This is a genomic window from Citrobacter sp. GW821-FHT02E08 (genome assembly GCF_059421685.1).
Genome location: NZ_JBWKVL010000009.1, coordinates 35955 through 52790 on the forward strand (window position 1 = coordinate 35955; position 16836 = coordinate 52790).

Annotated in this window: 13 protein-coding genes and 2 tRNA genes; 5 read left to right on the forward strand and 10 right to left on the reverse strand. The window is 50.7% G+C overall.

The window, feature by feature from the left end; all coding sequences use genetic code 11:
* Positions 1 to 42: 42 nt before the first annotated feature.
* On the forward strand, positions 43 to 1497 hold the full coding sequence (locus tag AC07UY_RS12985; protein WP_494660329.1) for an AMP nucleosidase: 1455 nt from the start codon (positions 43 to 45) through the stop codon (positions 1495 to 1497).
* 15 nt (positions 1498 to 1512) lie between these two features.
* Positions 1513 to 3291 carry an aminopeptidase P family protein gene (locus AC07UY_RS12990; protein WP_494701343.1) on the forward strand — a complete coding sequence of 593 codons (1779 nt, stop codon included), beginning with the start codon at positions 1513 to 1515 and terminating at the stop codon, positions 3289 to 3291.
* A 50-nt stretch (positions 3292 to 3341) separates the two neighbouring features.
* Here AC07UY_RS12990 and AC07UY_RS12995 read toward each other — a convergent pair.
* A tRNA-Asn gene (locus AC07UY_RS12995) sits at positions 3342 to 3417 on the reverse strand.
* 192 nt (positions 3418 to 3609) lie between these two features.
* Between AC07UY_RS12995 and AC07UY_RS13000 the strand changes: the two genes are divergently transcribed.
* Both AC07UY_RS13000 and AC07UY_RS13005 read left to right on the forward strand, forming a co-directional pair.
* Positions 3610 to 5064: an EmmdR/YeeO family multidrug/toxin efflux MATE transporter gene (locus AC07UY_RS13000; RefSeq protein WP_494660327.1), complete on the forward strand. Its 1455-nt coding sequence runs from the start codon at positions 3610 to 3612 to the stop codon at positions 5062 to 5064.
* A 99-nt stretch (positions 5065 to 5163) separates the two neighbouring features.
* Positions 5164 to 5239 (forward strand) — tRNA-Asn (locus AC07UY_RS13005).
* Positions 5240 to 5381: 142 nt separating this feature from the next.
* Here AC07UY_RS13005 and AC07UY_RS13010 read toward each other — a convergent pair.
* The 3 genes from AC07UY_RS13010 to AC07UY_RS13020 form a co-directional block, all read right to left on the reverse strand.
* Entirely contained in the window at positions 5382 to 6086 is a 705-nt protein-coding gene (locus AC07UY_RS13010; protein ID WP_494660326.1) for an oligogalacturonate-specific porin KdgM family protein, read from the reverse strand.
* A 93-nt stretch (positions 6087 to 6179) separates the two neighbouring features.
* Entirely contained in the window at positions 6180 to 7538 is a 1359-nt protein-coding gene (locus AC07UY_RS13015) for a class-II fumarase/aspartase family protein (RefSeq protein WP_494660325.1), read from the reverse strand.
* A gap of 17 nt (positions 7539 to 7555) precedes the next feature.
* Positions 7556 to 9112, reverse strand: coding sequence for a PTS transporter subunit EIIC (locus AC07UY_RS13020; RefSeq protein WP_494660324.1), 1557 nt, complete (start codon positions 9110 to 9112; stop codon positions 7556 to 7558).
* Positions 9113 to 9330: 218 nt separating this feature from the next.
* On the opposite strand from AC07UY_RS13020, the gene AC07UY_RS13025 reads away from it, so the two are divergent.
* Positions 9331 to 10884 carry a PRD domain-containing protein gene (locus AC07UY_RS13025; RefSeq protein WP_494660323.1) on the forward strand — a complete coding sequence of 518 codons (1554 nt, stop codon included), beginning with the start codon at positions 9331 to 9333 and terminating at the stop codon, positions 10882 to 10884.
* A gap of 155 nt (positions 10885 to 11039) precedes the next feature.
* On the opposite strand, the gene ldtA is transcribed toward AC07UY_RS13025, so the two are convergent.
* The 6 genes from ldtA to AC07UY_RS13055 all read right to left on the reverse strand — a co-directional run bounded on the left by ldtA (position 11040) and on the right by AC07UY_RS13055 (position 16828).
* On the reverse strand, positions 11040 to 11969 hold the full coding sequence (gene ldtA / locus AC07UY_RS13030) for a L,D-transpeptidase (RefSeq protein ID WP_494660355.1): 930 nt from the start codon (positions 11967 to 11969) through the stop codon (positions 11040 to 11042).
* Between the two features lie 154 nt (positions 11970 to 12123).
* Positions 12124 to 13188 carry a nicotinate-nucleotide--dimethylbenzimidazole phosphoribosyltransferase gene (gene cobT / locus AC07UY_RS13035; protein ID WP_494660322.1) on the reverse strand — a complete coding sequence of 355 codons (1065 nt, stop codon included), beginning with the start codon at positions 13186 to 13188 and terminating at the stop codon, positions 12124 to 12126.
* A gap of 25 nt (positions 13189 to 13213) precedes the next feature.
* Positions 13214 to 13957, reverse strand: a complete 744-nt coding sequence (gene cobS, locus AC07UY_RS13040) for an adenosylcobinamide-GDP ribazoletransferase (protein ID WP_494660321.1) — start codon at positions 13955 to 13957, stop codon at positions 13214 to 13216.
* The gene (gene cobU, locus AC07UY_RS13045) at positions 13954 to 14499 is read right to left on the reverse strand and encodes a bifunctional adenosylcobinamide kinase/adenosylcobinamide-phosphate guanylyltransferase (protein WP_192612655.1); all 546 of its coding nucleotides are present in this window, start codon (positions 14497 to 14499) and stop codon (positions 13954 to 13956) included. Before cobU ends, cobS begins: the two co-directional genes overlap by 4 nt.
* Positions 14496 to 16016, reverse strand: coding sequence for a cobyric acid synthase (locus tag AC07UY_RS13050; RefSeq protein ID WP_494701342.1), 1521 nt, complete (start codon positions 16014 to 16016; stop codon positions 14496 to 14498). The genes cobU and AC07UY_RS13050 overlap by 4 nt, the downstream gene beginning before the upstream one ends.
* The gene (locus AC07UY_RS13055) at positions 16013 to 16828 is read right to left on the reverse strand and encodes an energy-coupling factor ABC transporter ATP-binding protein (protein ID WP_203360790.1); all 816 of its coding nucleotides are present in this window, start codon (positions 16826 to 16828) and stop codon (positions 16013 to 16015) included. Before AC07UY_RS13055 ends, AC07UY_RS13050 begins: the two co-directional genes overlap by 4 nt.
* Positions 16829 to 16836: the final 8 nt, after the last annotated feature.

A 16836-nucleotide genomic window follows, 5' to 3' on the forward strand; every position in this document is an offset into this window, starting at 1 on the left:
TCGAATGGTATGGGCAACCTGTGAACGCATAAGGAGAACAATATGGAGAATCAGGGTAAAGGTCTGACACCCGAACAGGCGCTGGAACGCCTTAATGAGTTATATGATCAGTCAGTAAATGCACTACGGGAAGCCATCTCTCACTATATTGAAAACGGTACGCTACCCGATGCCGACGCAAGAAATAATGGGCTTTTCGTCTACCCTTCACTCTCAGTAAGCTGGGATGGCACCGCCACGAATCCCCCCAAAACGCGCGCTTTTGGGCGTTTTACCCATGCGGGATGCTACACCACCACCGTAACGCGCCCCGAACTGTTTCGCGCTTATCTGCTGGAACAGCTCACGCTTGTCTATCAGGACTACGGCGCGCATATCTCCGTTGAACCGTCGCACCATGAAATCCCCTATCCTTATGTCATTGACGGCTCCGCGTTGACGCTTGATCGTTCAATGAGCGCCGGACTCACGCGCCATTTCCCAACCACTGAACTGGCACAGATTGGTGATGAAACAGCCGACGGCATCTATCATCCGGCAGAGTTTTCTCCCCTGTCGCATTTTGATGCCCGCCGTGTCGATTTCTCGCTGGCGCGCCTGCGCCACTATACCGGCACGCCGGTTGAACATTTTCAGCCCTTCGTATTGTTTACCAACTACACCCGTTACGTGGATGAATTTGTGCGCTGGGGATGCAGCCAAATTCTGGATCCAGACAGCCCTTACATCGCCCTGTCTTGTGCAGGAGGGATCTGGATCACCGCAGAAACAGAAGCGCCGGAAGAGGCCATTTCCGATTTGGCCTGGAAAAAGCATCAAATGCCCGCCTGGCATCTGATCACGGCGGACGGCCAGGGCATTACGCTGGTGAACATCGGTGTCGGCCCTTCAAACGCCAAAACGATTTGCGACCATCTGGCCGTCCTGCGCCCGGATGTCTGGCTCATGATCGGCCACTGTGGTGGATTACGTGAAAGCCAGTCCATTGGCGATTACGTGCTGGCTCACGCCTATTTGCGCGACGATCACGTACTGGACGCCGTACTGCCGCCCGATATCCCAATCCCCAGCATTGCCGAAGTACAGCGCGCGCTCTATGACGCCACCAAACAGGTCAGTGGAATGCCGGGTGAAGAGGTTAAACAACGCCTGCGCACCGGAACCGTGGTCACCACAGATGATCGAAACTGGGAGTTACGTTATTCGGCCTCAGCATTGCGCTTCAACCTGAGTCGCGCCGTGGCGATTGATATGGAAAGCGCCACCATTGCTGCGCAGGGCTACCGTTTCCGCGTTCCCTACGGCACGCTGCTGTGTGTTTCCGATAAGCCGCTGCACGGAGAAATCAAACTTCCGGGTCAGGCTAACCGTTTTTATGAGGGTGCCATTTCCGAGCACCTGCAGATTGGTATCCGGGCGATCGACCTGCTGCGCGCAGAAGGCGATCGTCTGCATTCCCGTAAATTACGTACGTTCAACGAACCGCCGTTCCGTTAAGGCCAGAAGGTATCTATGCAAAATTCAACTCCCCTTTCCGCTCTGCGCAGCTTACTGATAACGCAAGGGCTGGATGGCATGATTGTCCCACGCGCCGACGCTCATCAGAGCGAAGATTGTACGCCGCATGACAACAAACTGGCCTGGTTGACCGGGTTTAGCGGCTCCGCCGGACTGGCGCTGGTGCTCCGCGACCGGGCGTTAATCTTCGTCGACGGGCGATACCAGGTACAGGTGCGCGCCGAAGTCGATCTCAACGATTTTGAGATTCATCATTTGCACGACGAACCGCTGGCAGACTATCTACAGACACATGTTCCGGCAGGCGCACGTATCGCGTTCGAGCCTTTACTGATGGCTAACAGCCAGTTTGAAGCCCTCTCTGCGACGCACTGTGAACTGGTCGCCTTAGAGAGTGACCCCTTCGACACCGTATGGCACGACCGTCCCGCGCCACCTTGTGGACTCATTCGAGAAATGCCGATTGAAATCAGCGGAGAAAGCAGCACGCAAAAGCGCGCGCGGATTATTGAAGCTCTGGATAAACATCAGGCTGATCTTCTCGCTATCACCTTGCCGGACAACATTGCCTGGCTGCTGAATGTGCGCGGCTCAGACCTGAATATGGTGCCGGTGCCTTTCTCTTTTGCTCTGCTGCACCGCACGGGTGAACTGGAGTGGTTCGTCGATAGCCGAAAAACCACAGCATTACCGGAGACATTGCTGGAGACGTTGACGCTCTCAGCGCAGGAGAATTTCCTGTCTCGTTGCCAACAACTCGCCCCAGGGAAACGCGTTCTGGTCGATAAAGATTACGCACCGGTTGCGCTACGTTTTGCCATTGAACAGCACGGCGGCGAAGTCATTTGGGCGCCCGATCCCATTACCTTTATCAAAGCGAATAAAAACGAAACAGAGCTGGCCGGTTATCGGGAATGCCACCAACAGGATGGCGCCGCCTGGGTTAATTTTCTGGCATGGCTGGCGCATGAGGTTCCCCTGCGCGAAGCAGCAGGCAATCCCGTGACCGAACTGGAGGCCCAGGCAAAACAGCTGTTCTATCGTCAACAGCAACCAGGGTTTATTGAACAAAGTTTTGGCACGATTTCGGCCTCCGCAAGCAACGCCGCCATGTGTCATTATCACTCGAGCGAACAAACCAATACGCCGATCACATCACAAGCGATGTACCTGAACGATTCCGGCGGCCAGTATCACAATGGAACCACCGATACCACCCGTACGCTGGCGTTTGGGCCTCAGAATGCACAGAGGAAGCTGCATTACACTGCTGTACTGAAGGGCTTCCTGTCACTGATCACCCTGCAGTTCCCCAGCGGAAGTCAGGGCCACCAACTCGATGCGTTCGCCCGTCGGGCGCTTTGGGAACTCGGCCTCGACTACGATCACGGAACCGGTCACGGTGTCGGTCATCAGCTTTTGATCCACGAGCAGCCTCACCGTCTGGCCAAAAAAGTGAATCCGTGGCCGTTGACCGCAGGCAATATCATGACCATTGAGCCGGGTTATTACCTCGCAGGACAATACGGTATCCGTATTGAAAATCAGGTTGAGATCGTAGAAAGCCGCCCAGGATTCTGTAAGTTCTCCACGCTGACGCTGGTGCCCATCGATCTGAATCTGGTGGAGTTACATCTGCTGAGTGACGCGGAGAAACAATGGATCGATGACTACCATCAGCAGGTCAGAGAAACGTTATCTCCGCTGGTGAACAGCGAGGCGCGTCCGTGGCTGTTTGCCGCAACGGCACCCATTCGGGTACAGGCGAATTAAGCCTGAATAAGAAAGCAAAAAGCCCGCTAAAAAGCGGGCTTCTCTAAATTTGGCTCCTCTGACTGGACTCGAACCAGTGACATACGGATTAACAGTCCGCCGTTCTACCGACTGAACTACAGAGGAATCGGTGTGGAGGCATATCTTAGCGGCGAAATTTTTTTTGTCAAACCCCATTTCCCCCATAACGGTTCATTTGCCGTTTCTCTCAACAATTTGTAGCAATTGCAGACATTTTTCCTGGAAAAAACTTTGCAGCTTTTCTGTTTCTCCCTCATCATTTGAAATGAGGTTTCAACTTTTTCTTTAAGGTCCACTTTGAACGTCTCCACCGCTTTACGCCGGGCTGTTTCCCGCACACCCTGGTATGCCAAACGCAAGAGTTATAAAGTTCTTTTCTGGCGTGAAATCACCCCGCTTGCTGTCCCTATTTTTCTTGAAAACACCTGTGTCCTGTTAATGGGGGTATTAAGTACCTTCCTGGTCAGTTGGTTGGGCAAAGAGGCCATGGCTGGCGTCGGGCTCGCCGATAGCTTCAACATGGTTATCATGGCGTTTTTTGCCGCTATCGATCTGGGGACTACGGTCGTGGTGGCGTTTAGCCTGGGTAAACGCGATCGGCGACGAGCCAGAGCCGCTGCGAGGCAATCGCTGGTGATCATGACGCTTTTTGCCATCGTACTGGCGGCTGTGATTCATTATTTCGGTGAGCAGATCATTGATATTGTGGCTGGAGAAGCCACCCCAGACGTGAAAGCCCTGGCGCTGACTTATCTGGAACTGACGGTCCTCAGTTATCCTGCGGCCGCCATTGCGCTGATTGGTAGTGGCGCGTTACGTGGGGCGGGTAATACCAAAATCCCGTTACTCATCAATGGTGGCATGAATATCCTGAATATCATTATCAGCAGTATTTTGATTTACGGGATTTTTTCATGGCAGGGGCTGGGATTTGTGGGGGCCGGGCTGGGGCTGACCATCTCCCGCTATATTGGCGCTGTTGCCATTATCTGGGTACTGATGATTGGGTTTAACCCGGCATTGCGTATCACGCTAAAAAGCTACTTTAAGCCGCTAAATTTCGCCATTATCTGGGAAGTGATGGGCATTGGCATTCCGGCAAGTATTGAATCGGTCCTGTTCAACAGCGGGAAACTGCTAACGCAAATGTTCGTTGCAGGGATGGGCACCAGTGTTATTGCCGGTAATTTTATTGCTTTCTCGATTGCTGCGTTGATCAACCTGCCGGGAAACGCCCTGGGGTCGGCATCAACTATCATCACCGGCAGACGACTGGGTAATGGTCAAATGGCGCAGGCGGAGATTCAGCTACGCCATGTGTTCTGGCTTTCCACCATCGGATTAACGGCAATCGCGTGGTTGAGCGCGCCCTTTGCCGGAATAATGGCATCGTTTTACACCCACGATCAGGATGTAAAAGATGTGGTGGTGATCCTGATTTGGCTGAACGCAGCATTTATGCCTATCTGGGCGGCATCCTGGGTATTACCTGCCGGATTTAAGGGCGCACGTGACGCCCGGTATGCCATGTGGGTTTCGATGTTGGGGATGTGGGGATGCCGTGTCGTGGCAGGTTACACGTTGGGAATTGTTCTTGGCTGGGGCGTAGTGGGTGTCTGGATGGGGATGTTCTTCGACTGGGCAGTCCGTGCGGCTCTCTTTTACTGGCGTATGGTGACCGGACGATGGCTCTGGAAATACCCTCGCCCGGCGCATGAAAAGTGTGTAAAACAACCGAACGCGTGTGAATAAACGGCGAAATGGGGAAAATTTCGGCAAACGATCAAGTTTGTGCATTCAGGCTTTGACAATGACGATGGGCGTCGCTAATATTCGCCCCGTTCACACGATTCCTCTGTAGTTCAGTCGGTAGAACGGCGGACTGTTAATCCGTATGTCACTGGTTCGAGTCCAGTCAGAGGAGCCATATTTAGAAAAGCCCGCTTTTTAGCGGGCTTTTTGCTTTCTGATTCAGCCTTAATTCGCCAGTATGACCCACATCCCCGGCGTACGCAGATACGGTAGGCTTGCGTACCCGACCAAATACTGATGTCGGGTGAATGGCTAATTTAGAAGTTGTATTTAATGCCAAGACGGTAGCGCATTTCCATTTCGTCTTTTTCGTGGTTGGTGTTGTAACGAGGAACCACGCCTATTTCAGTATAAGGTGTCCAGTTTTTGTTGAGCGGTAACGTCGCGACAACATTATACAACCAGTAATTATGATCCCCTTTGTAGTCCTCATAGTTTGTAAAGCGGTATTCATAATCACCCGTTACGGTAAATTTATCGCTGACGTAGCCAAACTCCCAGTTGAACTGGTTATAATTTTTGTTATCTACGGATGATTTTTCATCAACCTGAATACCCGGACGCCAGCGAAATGTTGTCACCCAGCTATCAGTAATTTTATAAATGGCTTTAATCTGCGCACGATAACCAACAAAGGTATCACCATTATCCAGATTCACGGCCGGGGCAAGAGTTAATTTATCCGTTATTTTAAAATTACGCCCAAATTCCCACTCGCTGCCATTGCCACTGTAACCACCATTGCCTTCTTTAAATCCATCAGACATCACTTTCGTACTTTCCGCCTGCTTACCTTCCACACTAGCAAAATACCCACTCTGGGTGGTGTGACTCAGTTTCAGGCGATCTGCATTGGTTTTACTGTCGGCTTTATATTCATGCCGATAGTCGAGTGTTACCGCACCAGCAGAAAAAGAGAGAATAATAATAGACAGGGTACTCAATTTAAAAAAATTGTTCATAAACACTCCATATTTTAAACATAGAAAATCTGTCGTATGGGCATTTCTGCCCATACTTTATATTCACAATTTGTCGTTATTATCAGATGGCGATTAGCCCCGTAGGGTTAACTCTTCCTTGACGGACCTTGCGACTTCTTCGGCGATTGTTGATGACAATCCGGTATAGTTATTGGGTTCCAGAAATGTCAAAATCTCATCTGTTGTAAATAAATCTGAAATTTGAGGGTCTTCACACAGCAGTTTAGAAAAACTGGATTTCTCATGTATTGACTGCATTGCCAGTGAATACATTTTTTCATGGGCCTTATCTTTTCCCAGTACGGCAGCAAGCTTCATCATTATGAATTCACTATTATCCAGACCGCTATTAATACCTGCATTGCGGCACATCTGCTCCCGGTTAACATGCAGCGTTCGGGTGAGCTCCTCAGCGCGTAAAATAATTTCTGTCATTAACGCCAGCGCTTCATGTAACGATGATTCCAGTAGCATATAAGAAGAGCTGTCCGCTTCGTAGGGACGACTTGAAGAGTTGAGCATGACAGAAGAAAGTGAGTACAGTTTCTGTGCGTTAGCGATAATACCTTTAGCAAGCTTTGGATTGACCTTATGAGGCATCGTGCTGCTGCCAACCGTTCCGGTCGTAAATCCTTCACCCAGCTCAGCAATTTCTTCCAGTGACGTACTGTAAACTTCCTCGGCGATCTTGTGGCAACAACTGGCCAGCAATGAAAGCACCTGAACATACTCAACTTTATGGTTGGCGATATTGCGAGAAGGAACGCGCATCTCAGACATACCCAGCAGTTCAGCCATGCGAGTTTGTACCTGCCGCCCAGCTTCACCACTTGAGTTGAAGGCGCCTACGGCTCCCCCCATCATGATGCGAAATACCCTTTTTTCGCATTGTTCCATGCGTTCCAGCATCATCTGGAATTCATCGATCCATACCGCAACCTTAAAGCCAAACGTAATGGGAATAGCATGGCGGCCATGAGTTCGTCCTGGCATGACGGTATTCGCTTCACGGGTGGCGATCTGTGCAAGATTAAGCAGAATCTCTTCAATAACCGTTTTGAATTTAACGTGTACCTTCTTCATTACCAGCAGTTGCGCACTCTGCTGAATATTTTGTGTGGTAACACCATAGTGAACAAATTTTCCACTATCCGCCGGACAAGCTTTTACCAGCATTTTTAGAAAGGGCACAAAGCCATGCCCAATTTCTCTTTGCAACTCATTAACGGTGTTAATATCGATGTTTTCAATGCGACACGACTGGATAATTTTTTTGGCATCATCTGCCGGAATTATTCCTATTTCACTCTGAGCTTTTGCCAGCGCGGCTTCAATATCCAGCCAGGAGCGGAATTTTTCTTCTTCGGTTAATAACGCTCTGATCCCGCGATCATCCATCGTTTTTGTTTTTGAATCGTATAAAGCACTCACGATTTATTCCTTATTGATCATTTGCCAGCAATCTTATCGACAATCGCGTTCTTTACAAACTCGACGTGTGGACCGAAAACAACGTGGATATGGTTATTTTTAGGAATAAATATTCCTGAAGATCCTGCATTTTTTAACGTATCAGTCTGTACCTTACCCTGGTCTTTTAAATCGATACGTAAGCGAGTTACGCAGTTATCAACATTCTTAATATTGTCACTCCCGCCAAGTCCTTCTAATACCAGAGTGGCAATTTCCAGATAACGCTTTTCTTTCAACAGGTTATTGTTTCTGATCTCTTCTTCACGGCCCGGCGTCTGGATTTTGAATTTTTCAATCGCAAAGCGGAACACCACATAGAAGACGACAAAGTTCACCGCCCCCAGGATAACGAGCTGAACCCAGTGGGTGTTTTCATACAGCAGTCCAAAGATACCGAAGTCAAAAATGGTGCCACGGATATAGCCAATGGAAACATCAAGGAACGCCAGAGGGATGGCCATCACCCCACACAGCACGGTGTAGATAAAGAACAGACCTGGCGCGATAAACAGGAATGAAAACTCCAGCGGTTCAGTCACGTTGCCGAGGAAGGCGGTCAACACGATGGTCAGGATCATCCCTTTAGCAATAGGACGGTTAGCCTTAAACGAGGCGTGATACATTGCCAGACCAATAGCTGGAACACGGAAGAGCGTATTGAGCATCTGGCCTGCGCCCAGGTAGGCGGTGAGTTTAGGCATCAATGACCAGCTCGGATCGTTTGGACCAAGCTCAAAGAGGATCTTATTGGTGGCATTGAGAATACCGGTATAGGTTTCCCCATTAATCAAGTAGGTCCCGCCTGCTTCGGTAAAGCGCAGCACCGAGGCCAGCACATGATGGAGGCCGAAAGGAATCAGAGTGCGGTGAATAAACCAGTACACACCGACGCCGAACGTGTCGTTCATCATAATGAATGAGATGCTGGTCAGCGCGGTGGTGACCCCACTCCAGACGAAAGGAATCAGCAACCCAACAGGGATCATGTACAGGAAAGTGATGATCGGGACTGACTTCTTACCGCTGAAGAAAGCAAAAGCCAGAGGAAGCTGCAGCCGGTAAAATCGATCGGTCACTTTTGCAGCCACCAGCCCGGAAATAATCCCCCCCATTGCTTCAATCTTCAGCGTTTGTATACCAAGTACCAGGCCCTGGCCCACAGAAGAGAGGTCGCCCTTGGCTAACGCGCCATTCACCTTTAGCCAGACGTTCATCACGATGGTAAGCGTCAGGTAAGCCAATACCGCAGAGAATACTGCAATACCCTTCTCATTTTTGGAAAGCCCATAGGCAACCCCCATGGCAAACAATAACGGGATATTGTTAAAGACGATCCCGGTAATGTCCCTCATACTCTCCAGTATCATTTTTATTACATCGTTACCAAGGAACGGTAACTTATTTATCATATAAGACTGGCTCAGCGCAGCACAGATACCCATTATCATCCCAATCGGTGCCATCACCGCTATTGGCAATAATAGTGAGCGTCCAAATAGCTGTATGCCGTCTTTAAATTTGTCCATCTTCATTGGCTATACTCTGTCTTAATTAATCAGTAATTTTAACTATTTGATCCTATTGTCATCTGCGGGCACATCAACATTCAAGGTAACTTGATGTAATAAAACTGCGACAATAAGTTTCCGTGAAAACACGATAACGTGAATGTGTGAGCATCGTCTCACTATCAATTTCTACATATTGACATGAAGGTTAAACCAACTGAGATTGTGCGCATAAAAAGGAGGTGATTATTAGCATTAACCAGTATGACATTGCTTTTCTTAGCTTTATGCAAGATAAAGGACAGTTGGCATTTACGGATATTCCTGAGCATTTTCCAGGAAAGAGCTTACTCACGTTAAAACGCAGCGTCGCAAACATTAATTATTACCTTAAAACAGAGCGTATTGCCATTCATGCCGACTCTTTTGTCTGCGATCTCACTTATGCTGATTTGCTTGCGTTTTTATCAAATCTTAAAGTCAAAGACTATAACTCATCCGTTGAAGAGAGGATTAAACTTATTCTCTTTTACGCATTTCTTTATACGACGGTAAACACATCCCGACTCTATGAAGAGATTGGCATTAGCTTAACGACGAAAAAGAAAGATTTGAAAATACTGGAAAATTATTTATCAGCACGAGATTTGAAATCTGAAGTTGTCAGTCGTAAAGGGATAAGAATTACGGGTAATGAAACGGCGTGGCGGATTCTTATTATGGAGATCCTGGCATCCATTTGCGAACTGAATCACGAAGCATCCCTGGTCGGGCGCGCCGCTAACGATGTCTATGAAAGATTGATGTTTTCCCGGTTTAGTCAACAATCGCAAACTTTACCTGAGGTGGTTAGCAGGTTTCATGCTGTTATCCGCGATGAGCAACTGGCTCTCTCCTACCCTAGCAAAAAATTGCTGTATATCTGGCTGCTGTTAGAGTCGGTCCGTGCTCCCGAAAGTCATGTCACCCCCTGCGATGTACCCGTATTACTGCCGCTTTGTCCTCACAAAGCATACAGTGCGGAAGAGCAACTGAGGCACTATTTTATCCACTCACTCGATCAAAGAAGTACGGAACTGCCACTCATCGATTTGCGTCTGTACGAGACGCTGAGAGCATTTTTTACTGAAGTGAGTAAAAATATCATTACTACAATAATCTACCCTGATGCGCTTTTGCATGAACTTTATCCGTATATTCAGAAGTGCATTTTGCGCAGTATTCTTGGTTACAGCCTATTTGATAATAATCTATCAAGTACTGAGAAACACTACCCCAACCTTTTCCAAATTGTTCAGCAGTCAATTCAGGTTTTAGAATCGGCATACCAACTTAATCTTGATAAAAATCAGCTATCAACGATAACCCTGATAATAAAAAAACATATCAACAGCAGCAAGTTATCGGGTCGAAATAGAAAAACAGTTATCATAGTAACAAATTCTGCTGTAGAAAAAATTGACTTTTTTATCAGTCATCTCAAATTTCATCTGGACATCGATGTAAAAGAATCGATTAACATTCATGAAAAAGAACGGCTAAAAGATTTAGATGCCGATATTGTCGTCACCTTCTCAAACCGTATTTCATGGTTGCTGAATGAGATGAACGTTGACCATATTAAAGTAAATTATCACCTCAAGGATAACGACATACGGATTTTTATGGATCATGGTTTCTCCAGCAATCTCAATAGAAAACTGTCCACTCACGATTTTTTAGATGCTATTGAAGGAAAGTCGAGAGAGGAGATCCATGAAATCCTTAAGCGGAACTATATGAATTATTTTACTTAATTCTCGCGACAGATTAAATTTTAGAGGCCAACCATAATCACTAAAAAACAGGGCCTGGGGATTTGTGAAAAGCAATGCTAATGTCTGATTTATTACCGCCATAACATCTGGCGGTATTTTTCTTTTCTGCTACTGCCGTTATTCAGGCGCATCATTTATTGATTGATGGCACCGACATTAATATTTATCGGCATTCCGGAGCGACGCTCCAGTTCATGGTTGACCCGGCTGGCATCAACGCCACCGCTCGTCATGAAGGTGCGTAGCGCAGGCGTTACCGGCAGCGGGACTTTTCTGTCGGATTCATATTCGGCGCGATTACGTGACAGCGGCTCGTGAACTTCAAGCCAGCGGCTACCGTCCGGCTCTGTGGTGTATTTCACCGGCTGGTCGATCAGTTGCACACGCGTGCCCACCGGCACGTTGTCGAACAGATATTTAATGTCATCGTTACGTAAGCGGATACAGCCCTGACTCACACGCAGGCCAATGCCAAAATTGGCGTTCGTGCCATGAATAGCGTACAGCTTGCCAATATAAATGGCATACAACCCCATCGGGTTATCCGGCCCCGCAGGAACGAACGCGGGCAGACTCTCCCCTCTCCGGGCATATTCACGACGTGTATTAGGGGTAGGACTCCATGTCGGCGCTTCCTGTTTGCGCTGTACCGATGTCACCCAGTTACGCGGGGTTTCTCGCCCTGCCTGGCCAATGCCGATGGGCAGAATTTCAACCGTATTTCCCCCACTCGGATAATAGTAGAGACGCATTTCCGCAACATTAATCACTATGCCCTCGCGGACCGTTGCGGGCAAAATGAGCTGTTGCGGGATAACGAGCGTCGACCCGGACCTGGGGAGATAGACATCCACTCCGGGGTTCGCTTCCAGCATATTGCTCAATCCCAGACCGTACTGAGCTGCAAATGTCTCCAGCGGTTGGGTATTTTTATCCGGTACTATCATCGTCAGCGGGGCGCCCACCAGGCGACTTCCGTCAGGCGGTAGCGGGTAAGTCACCGCCATGGCGATCTGGCTGGTCAATAGCATGACCAGAGAGCAAAACAATTTCACACGAGGCATCATTTCCCTTTCCTCAGTCGCGGCAGGTGTCAGTTAATTATAGCTTTTTGATATACGATGGGTGTTAACGAAGGACTATTCACTTGCAAGAGTGTAACAATAAACGGGTTTAAAAAGGAAACCCCCACCTGTAAGCGGGGGTTGCAGAGAGTGACTATGCTTCTTTACCGTCCGGCAGTTCGATATTGCTGTCTGCCAGATGTCCCATATTGCTGTACATCGCACAGGCCGCCTCAACGATCGGCATGGCGAGCGCGGCGCCACTGCCCTCACCCAGTCGCATCCCCATATTCAGATACGGGTCCAGTTCCAGATGCGCCAGCGCAATCCGCGCCCCTTTCTCCGCCGAGAAATGGGAAGGTATCAAATACGGCTTAATCTCAGGAGCAATCCGACAAGCCGCCAGCGCCGCCGAATAAGAGAGGAAACCATCCATCAGTACGGGTAATCCGCAGGACGCCGCGCCAAGCATCACGCCAGCCATACCAACCAGATCAAATCCCCCCACCTTGGCCAGCACATCAATACCGTCACGCGAGTCAGGCTGATTCACGCTAATGGCACGACGCACCACATCCACTTTATTCCCCACTTTAGACAACGGGAGATTGGCCCCAATTCCGACCACATCCTCAGCATCGTTTCCGGTCAGCACGCTCACGATTGCTGCGGCCGGGGTGGTATTCGCCATACCCAACTCCCCAACACCAAACAACGTCACGCCGTTTTTTGCCAGTTCCTGGGTATACCGAATCACTTCCAGCAGTAACTCTTCGGTTTGCGTGCGGCTCATTGCCGGCCCTGTGGCGATATTGCCGCATCCACGCGCCACGCGCATGTTTACAACGCCAGGGATAAGGTCGCAATCAATCCCGACATCGATCACATGCACCTTTGCGCCCGCCTGTGCGGCCAGCACACAGACGCCTGTCGTTCCCCGCAGCATATTTGCAGCCTGAACCGCAGTCACCACTTTCGGCGAGACGGCGACCCCTTCATCCCATACGCCGTGATCTGCGCACATCACCAACATCGCTTTCTCACCCACGTGAGGTATGCCGTTGAGACCCGGCATTCCGGCCAGTTGCACAGCCAGCGCTTCCAGGCGACCGAGACTGCCTGGCGGCTTGAGCAAACCGTCAATATGTTGCTGCGCACGCGACATCGCATCACCGTCAATCGGTGGGATCGCACGGAGTACTGAGGATAAAGTCTGCATAAGGGTTCTCATTGTGTTGGCTGACTCACAGCAGAGCCAGCAGGAAGATTAACTCACCAAGTTCGATAGCCGCGCCCAGCGTATCGCCAGTTTGTCCACCCAACGTACGTTTAAGTAATTGACCAAGAATGAAAATCGCCACCATTGTGACCACTATCGCCGCCAGCCCATGCATACCCGGAAGCAGCACGGCGGCCAAAATCGCCGCTAAACCTAGCGTGACGCAGGTCTGTCGCCCGGTGACTTTGCCGATAAACACATTGCCCAGCCCTTCTTCGCGGGCATAGCGATGGCGGTACATCAGCAATACGGCAATGCCCCGTCCGGCGGCACAGGCAGCGACCAGCGACGCCAGTACAGGCGTTCCCCGCAGCGCCAGTTCACTGATCACCAGAACCTTCGCCAGCAAGACAAAAATCAGTGCCAGCCCGCCGTGCGTTCCCAGACGACTGTCACGCATGATCTCCAGCATGCGTTCCCGGCGACGCGCAGAAAATACGCCATCGCAGGTATCGGCAAGGCCATCCAGATGGAAACCACCCGTTAAGAGCGCCAGCGTCAGCACCGCAAACAGTGACGCCAGAGGAATGCCGCACCAGGGTTGCACGGCCATAAACACCAGACCACTTAACCCACCCAGCACCAGACCAATCAGCGGAAACATCACAATGCCGCGTGAATACTGATCGAAATCCAGTCCCTGCGACCAGCGGACGGGTACGGGCAAACGACTGATAAACGAAAGCATTGCCCAGAACAACTTACTCATTTAATTTTGACTCCAATACCTGACACTACCAGCCACACCTCATCGGCAGCGCTGGCAAGCCGTTGGTTAACCCGCCCAGCAATATCGCGAAAATGGCGCGCCAGACGATTCTCCGGGACGATGCCCATCCCAACTTCGTTGGTCACCAGCACCACGTTTGCAGGACAGCGCTGGCAGGCAGCAATCAGCGCGTGGACCTCGTCCTCAATGGCGCGTTCCATCGCCGCATAATCCCAGCTATCGGGATCGCTCTCGCCCCCCAACGCAAACAGCATGTTGGTCACCATTGTCGTGATGCACTCCAACAAAATGGCCTCATTGGGATCGTTTTGCGCTGTGATCAACTCATCAAGCTGTTGCCAGCGCTCGGCGGTACGCCAGTGCGCCGGTCGTCCGTCCCGATGATGTTGAATTCGCGCCGCCATCTCCTCGTCAAAAACCTGAGACGTTGCGATGTATAACACCTGCGGCGAGTCCGCAATCAGCGCTTCGGCATGTCGGCTTTTTCCACTGCGCGCCCCGCCCGTTACCAGAATCATCATACCGGCTCCTGATGTTGTTGCATGATTTGATAAATCTTATCAATATCAATATGTTCACGCATCCCTTCTGCCAGCAGATCGAACTGCTGCAATTTGTACTGCCCATACTGAAAAGCCATATCCAGGGGTTGCAGACCTTTACGCACGCGCAGGCCATTGAGCAGAGCACGGGTAAAATCATCGCTATCAAACAGACCATGCAGGTAGGTGCCAAACGCCAGTCCGTCCTCGGTCACCGCGCCATCCGCCACATCTTGCCCGTTTTTTTGCAACTGCATCACGGAGCGACAATTCTCGTTCAGCGTGGTTTCGCCCATGTGAATTTCATAGCCACGTACGGGCAAACCTGAAGCTGCAGCCAGCCATCCGGGCAGTGCAGGCGACATTGTTGCTTCTACCTGGGTCGTGGTTTTGTGCTGCGCAAAATGGGTGACGGTGTCGAGTAAGCCAAGCCCCGGCAGCGTGCCCAGCCCGGACTCCACTTCATCAATGATGGTATCGCCGAGGATCTGGTAGCCGCCGCAAATGCCCATGATGGGTACGCTGCGTTGATGTGCCTGTAAAACAGCATGCGCCATACCGCTTTCGCGCATCCACACCAGATCGCCCAGCGTGTTTTTACTGCCGGGCAGAAGCACCAAATCGACTGTTTCCAGCTCTTCAGGATGCCGCACATAGCGTACCCGGACATCCGGTTGGGCTGCCAGCGCGTTGAAATCGGTAAAATTTGAGATGTGCGGCAGTTGAACAACCGCAATATCGATGTCGCGTTTTTCGGTGCGCAGGTATTTCCCTTTTTGCAGCGCCACGCCATCTTCATCTTCCAGATCCACATCCAGCCAGGGCATTACCCCCAGCACCGGCACCCCGGTCAATGACTCTATTTGTTCAATGCCGGAGTAAAGCAGCGCCACATCACCTCTGAATTTGTTGATGATGACCCCTTTCACCCTGGCGCGTTCATGGTCGTGCAGCAGGGCCAGCGTGCCATATATAGAGGCGAAGACCCCGCCCCGGTCGATATCCGCCACCAGGATCACCGGGCATTTTGCCATCTCCGCCATCCCCATATTGACGATGTCGCGATCGCGCAGGTTTATCTCTGCCGGGCTGCCCGCCCCCTCCAGCACGATGACGTCATGTTCCTGCGCCAGGCTGCTGTATACCTCAAGGATCTGTTCCCGTAGTCGCGGTTTATATTCGTGGTAGCTGACGGCATCCATATTGGTGGCCACTTTGCCCATCAGTACCACTTGCGCTTTGCGATCGCTGGTGGGTTTTAGCAGCACCGGATTCATCCGCACGTCGGGGGTAATCCCTGCGGCCTCCGCCTGAAAGATCTGCGCGCGGCCCATCTCTTTGCCATCCGGTGTGATACCGGAGTTCAGCGCCATATTCTGCGATTTAAAAGGCGCCGTACGCAGACCGTCCTGATAAAAAATACGGCACAGCCCTGCCACCAGCACGCTTTTGCCCACATCAGATGCCGTTCCCTGCAACATTATTGCCTGCGTCATGACGCCTCCTTCAGTGCGTTCTCTCGCATACGACTAAAAAATTCAGCTTCGGTTTTACACAGCGGTAGCCCCAATTGGGCATGCAGTTTCACCAGCCAGGGCTGCGTTAACCCAGCTTGTTCGATTAATTCAGTACGGGAAAATACCTCGCCCGGCTCGCCATGCGCCAGCACTTCGCCACGGCGCAGGACATATACCGCATCGCTGACTTCATAAATGAGATCGATATCATGGCTGGAGATGACGACGTGATTCCCCTGCGCCACAATCCGCTTGATGATGTCGATCATTTGCGTTCTGCCAGCAGGGTCAAGACCTGCCGTCGGTTCATCCAGCAACAGATAACGGGCCTGTAATACCATCGCCCCCGCAATCGCCACCCGTTTTTTCTGCCCGTGGCTTAAACACTGGATCGGTTGATGGCGAAAATGCTGGGCATCCACCAGCGTCAGCGCATCCTCCACACGTCGGGCTATTTCGGCTTCCGCCACGCCCAGATTACGCAGGCTAAACGCAATGTCGCTATCGATGTCGGTATAGAATATTTGCTGATCGGGGTCCTGAAAGACGGTAGCCACCTGCTGGCGCAACGCCAACAGGCCGCGTTTACTGTAATCCAGCGGTTTCCCCTGCCACAGAACCGCCCCTTTTTGTGGGCGCAGAAGGCCGCTCAGGTTCATAAACAACGTCGATTTCCCGCAGCCATTCGCGCCCACTAATCCGGTCACAGAATGCGCGGAAAAATCCAGCGTGAGCCCTTTGAGTACCTGCTCATCCTGATAGCGAAACCAGAGCTCTGTCGTGGCAAGCATGCTTTTCC